The organism is Bacillus sp. MD-5 (assembly GCF_002201875.1).
Taxonomy (GTDB): Bacteria; Bacillota; Bacilli; order Bacillales; family Bacillaceae; genus Bacillus; species Bacillus stercoris.
Genome location: NZ_CP021911.1, coordinates 4,155,001 through 4,160,000 on the forward strand (window position 1 = coordinate 4,155,001; position 5,000 = coordinate 4,160,000).

The window sequence follows — 5,000 nt, forward strand, 5'->3', positions numbered from 1 at the left end:
TTGAACCGCATGGTTCAAACATAAAAGGTGGCTTCGGCTACCACTTACAGATGGACCCGCGGCGCATTAGCTAGTTGGTGAGGTAATGGCTCACCAAGGCAACGATGCGTAGCCGACCTGAGAGGGTGATCGGCCACACTGGGACTGAGACACGGCCCAGACTCCTACGGGAGGCAGCAGTAGGGAATCTTCCGCAATGGACGAAAGTCTGACGGAGCAACGCCGCGTGAGTGATGAAGGTTTTCGGATCGTAAAGCTCTGTTGTTAGGGAAGAACAAGTACCGTTCGAATAGGGCGGTACCTTGACGGTACCTAACCAGAAAGCCACGGCTAACTACGTGCCAGCAGCCGCGGTAATACGTAGGTGGCAAGCGTTGTCCGGAATTATTGGGCGTAAAGGGCTCGCAGGCGGTTTCTTAAGTCTGATGTGAAAGCCCCCGGCTCAACCGGGGAGGGTCATTGGAAACTGGGGAACTTGAGTGCAGAAGAGGAGAGTGGAATTCCACGTGTAGCGGTGAAATGCGTAGAGATGTGGAGGAACACCAGTGGCGAAGGCGACTCTCTGGTCTGTAACTGACGCTGAGGAGCGAAAGCGTGGGGAGCGAACAGGATTAGATACCCTGGTAGTCCACGCCGTAAACGATGAGTGCTAAGTGTTAGGGGGTTTCCGCCCCTTAGTGCTGCAGCTAACGCATTAAGCACTCCGCCTGGGGAGTACGGTCGCAAGACTGAAACTCAAAGGAATTGACGGGGGCCCGCACAAGCGGTGGAGCATGTGGTTTAATTCGAAGCAACGCGAAGAACCTTACCAGGTCTTGACATCCTCTGACAATCCTAGAGATAGGACGTCCCCTTCGGGGGCAGAGTGACAGGTGGTGCATGGTTGTCGTCAGCTCGTGTCGTGAGATGTTGGGTTAAGTCCCGCAACGAGCGCAACCCTTGATCTTAGTTGCCAGCATTCAGTTGGGCACTCTAAGGTGACTGCCGGTGACAAACCGGAGGAAGGTGGGGATGACGTCAAATCATCATGCCCCTTATGACCTGGGCTACACACGTGCTACAATGGACAGAACAAAGGGCAGCGAAACCGCGAGGTTAAGCCAATCCCACAAATCTGTTCTCAGTTCGGATCGCAGTCTGCAACTCGACTGCGTGAAGCTGGAATCGCTAGTAATCGCGGATCAGCATGCCGCGGTGAATACGTTCCCGGGCCTTGTACACACCGCCCGTCACACCACGAGAGTTTGTAACACCCGAAGTCGGTGAGGTAACCTTTTAGGAGCCAGCCGCCGAAGGTGGGACAGATGATTGGGGTGAAGTCGTAACAAGGTAGCCGTATCGGAAGGTGCGGCTGGATCACCTCCTTTCTAAGGATATTATACGGAATATAAGACCTTGGGTCTTATAAACAGAACGTTCCCTGTCTTGTTTAGTTTTGAAGGATCATTCCTTCGAAACGTGTTCTTTGAAAACTAGATAACAGTAGACATCACATTCAATTAGTAATACAAGATATCACATAGTGATTCTTTTTAACGGTTAAGTTAGAAAGGGCGCACGGTGGATGCCTTGGCACTAGGAGCCGATGAAGGACGGGACGAACACCGATATGCTTCGGGGAGCTGTAAGCAAGCTTTGATCCGGAGATTTCCGAATGGGGAAACCCACCACTCGTAATGGAGTGGTATCCATATCTGAATTCATAGGATATGAGAAGGCAGACCCGGGGAACTGAAACATCTAAGTACCCGGAGGAAGAGAAAGCAAATGCGATTCCCTGAGTAGCGGCGAGCGAAACGGGATTAGCCCAAACCAAGAGGCTTGCCTCTTGGGGTTGTAGGACACTCTGTACGGAGTTACAAAGGAACGAGGTAGATGAAGAGGTCTGGAAAGGCCCGCCATAGGAGGTAACAGCCCTGTAGTCAAAACTTCGTTCTCTCCTGAGTGGATCCTGAGTACGGCGGAACACGTGAAATTCCGTCGGAATCCGGGAGGACCATCTCCCAAGGCTAAATACTCCCTAGTGACCGATAGTGAACCAGTACCGTGAGGGAAAGGTGAAAAGCACCCCGGAAGGGGAGTGAAAGAGATCCTGAAACCGTGTGCCTACAAGTAGTCAGAGCCCGTTAACGGGTGATGGCGTGCCTTTTGTAGAATGAACCGGCGAGTTACGATCCCGTGCAAGGTTAAGCAGAAGATGCGGAGCCGCAGCGAAAGCGAGTCTGAATAGGGCGCATGAGTACGTGGTCGTAGACCCGAAACCAGGTGATCTACCCATGTCCAGGGTGAAGTTCAGGTAACACTGAATGGAGGCCCGAACCCACGCACGTTGAAAAGTGCGGGGATGAGGTGTGGGTAGGGGTGAAATGCCAATCGAACCTGGAGATAGCTGGTTCTCTCCGAAATAGCTTTAGGGCTAGCCTCAAGGTAAGAGTCTTGGAGGTAGAGCACTGATTGGACTAGGGGCCCCTACCGGGTTACCGAATTCAGTCAAACTCCGAATGCCAATGACTTATCCTTGGGAGTCAGACTGCGAGTGATAAGATCCGTAGTCGAAAGGGAAACAGCCCAGACCGCCAGCTAAGGTCCCAAAGTATACGTTAAGTGGAAAAGGATGTGGAGTTGCTTAGACAACCAGGATGTTGGCTTAGAAGCAGCCACCATTTAAAGAGTGCGTAATAGCTCACTGGTCGAGTGACTCTGCGCCGAAAATGTACCGGGGCTAAACGTATCACCGAAGCTGCGGACTGTTCTTCGAACAGTGGTAGGAGAGCGTTCTAAGGGCTGTGAAGCCAGACCGGAAGGACTGGTGGAGCGCTTAGAAGTGAGAATGCCGGTATGAGTAGCGAAAGAGGGGTGAGAATCCCCTCCACCGAATGCCTAAGGTTTCCTGAGGAAGGCTCGTCCGCTCAGGGTTAGTCGGGACCTAAGCCGAGGCCGAAAGGCGTAGGCGATGGACAACAGGTTGATATTCCTGTACCACCTCCTCACCATTTGAGCAATGGGGGGACGCAGGAGGATAGGGTAAGCGCGGTATTGGATATCCGCGTCCAAGCAGTTAGGCTGGGAAATAGGCAAATCCGTTTCCCATAAGGCTGAGCTGTGATGGCGAGCGAAATATAGTAGCGAAGTTCCTGATTCCACACTGCCAAGAAAAGCCTCTAGCGAGGTGAGAGGTGCCCGTACCGCAAACCGACACAGGTAGGCGAGGAGAGAATCCTAAGGTGATCGAGAGAACTCTCGTTAAGGAACTCGGCAAAATGACCCCGTAACTTCGGGAGAAGGGGTGCTCTGTTAGGGTGCAAGCCCGAGAGAGCCGCAGTGAATAGGCCCAGGCGACTGTTTAGCAAAAACACAGGTCTCTGCGAAGCCGTAAGGCGAAGTATAGGGGCTGACGCCTGCCCGGTGCTGGAAGGTTAAGAGGAGCGCTTAGCGTAAGCGAAGGTGCGAATTGAAGCCCCAGTAAACGGCGGCCGTAACTATAACGGTCCTAAGGTAGCGAAATTCCTTGTCGGGTAAGTTCCGACCCGCACGAAAGGCGCAACGATCTGGGCACTGTCTCAACGAGAGACTCGGTGAAATTATAGTACCTGTGAAGATGCAGGTTACCCGCGACAGGACGGAAAGACCCCGTGGAGCTTTACTGCAGCCTGATATTGAATGTTGGTACAGCTTGTACAGGATAGGTAGGAGCCTTGGAAACCGGAGCGCCAGCTTCGGTGGAGGCATCGGTGGGATACTACCCTGGCTGTATTGACCTTCTAACCCGCCGCCCTTATCGGGCGGGGAGACAGTGTCAGGTGGGCAGTTTGACTGGGGCGGTCGCCTCCTAAAAGGTAACGGAGGCGCCCAAAGGTTCCCTCAGAATGGTTGGAAATCATTCGCAGAGTGTAAAGGCACAAGGGAGCTTGACTGCGAGACCTACAAGTCGAGCAGGGACGAAAGTCGGGCTTAGTGATCCGGTGGTTCCGCATGGAAGGGCCATCGCTCAACGGATAAAAGCTACCCCGGGGATAACAGGCTTATCTCCCCCAAGAGTCCACATCGACGGGGAGGTTTGGCACCTCGATGTCGGCTCATCGCATCCTGGGGCTGTAGTCGGTCCCAAGGGTTGGGCTGTTCGCCCATTAAAGCGGTACGCGAGCTGGGTTCAGAACGTCGTGAGACAGTTCGGTCCCTATCCGTCGCGGGCGCAGGAAATTTGAGAGGAGCTGTCCTTAGTACGAGAGGACCGGGATGGACGCACCGCTGGTGTACCAGTTGTTCTGCCAAGGGCATCGCTGGGTAGCTATGTGCGGACGGGATAAGTGCTGAAAGCATCTAAGCATGAAGCCCCCCTCAAGATGAGATTTCCCATTCCGCAAGGAAGTAAGATCCCTGAAAGATGATCAGGTTGATAGGTCTGAGGTGGAAGTGTGGCGACACATGGAGCTGACAGATACTAATCGATCGAGGACTTAACCACATTTTGAATGATGTCACACCTGTTATCTAGTTTTGAGAGAACACTCTCAATTTGTTTGGTGGCGATAGCGAAGAGGTCACACCCGTTCCCATACCGAACACGGAAGTTAAGCTCTTCAGCGCCGATGGTAGTCGGGGGTTTCCCCCTGTGAGAGTAGGACGCCGCCAAGCAATTGCACGTTAGTGTAATTTCCTCAAAAAAGTTGTTGACTTTGAAGAAGCGACATTGTATACTAATAAAGTTGCTTTAACAAAGCAGACAAACAAAATGATCTTTGAAAACTAAACAAGACAAAACGTACCTGTTAATTCATTTTTTATAAATCGCACAGCGATGTGCGTAGTCAGTCAAACTACTTTATCGGAGAGTTTGATCCTGGCTCAGGACGAACGCTGGCGGCGTGCCTAATACATGCAAGTCGAGCGGACAGATGGGAGCTTGCTCCCTGATGTTAGCGGCGGACGGGTGAGTAACACGTGGGTAACCTGCCTGTAAGACTGGGATAACTCCGGGAAACCGGGGCTAATACCGGATG

Annotated in this window: 4 rRNA genes (2 of these 4 only partly in view); all 4 read left to right on the forward strand. The window is 52.6% G+C overall.

Going from position 1 to position 5,000, the window contains the following annotated elements:
• Nucleotides 1–1,367: ribosomal RNA gene (locus CDO84_RS21265) — 16S ribosomal RNA — on the forward strand; it begins 183 nt to the left of the window's first position.
• A 170-nt stretch (nucleotides 1,368–1,537) separates the two neighbouring features.
• A 23S ribosomal RNA gene (locus CDO84_RS21270) occupies nucleotides 1,538–4,465 on the forward strand.
• Nucleotides 4,466–4,519: 54 nt separating this feature from the next.
• A 5S ribosomal RNA gene (rrf, locus tag CDO84_RS21275) occupies nucleotides 4,520–4,635 on the forward strand.
• Between the two features lie 187 nt (nucleotides 4,636–4,822).
• Nucleotides 4,823–5,000 (forward strand): 16S ribosomal RNA (locus CDO84_RS21280); it runs 1,372 nt beyond the window's last position.
• The 16S, 23S and 5S rRNA genes sit together here, the layout of an rRNA operon.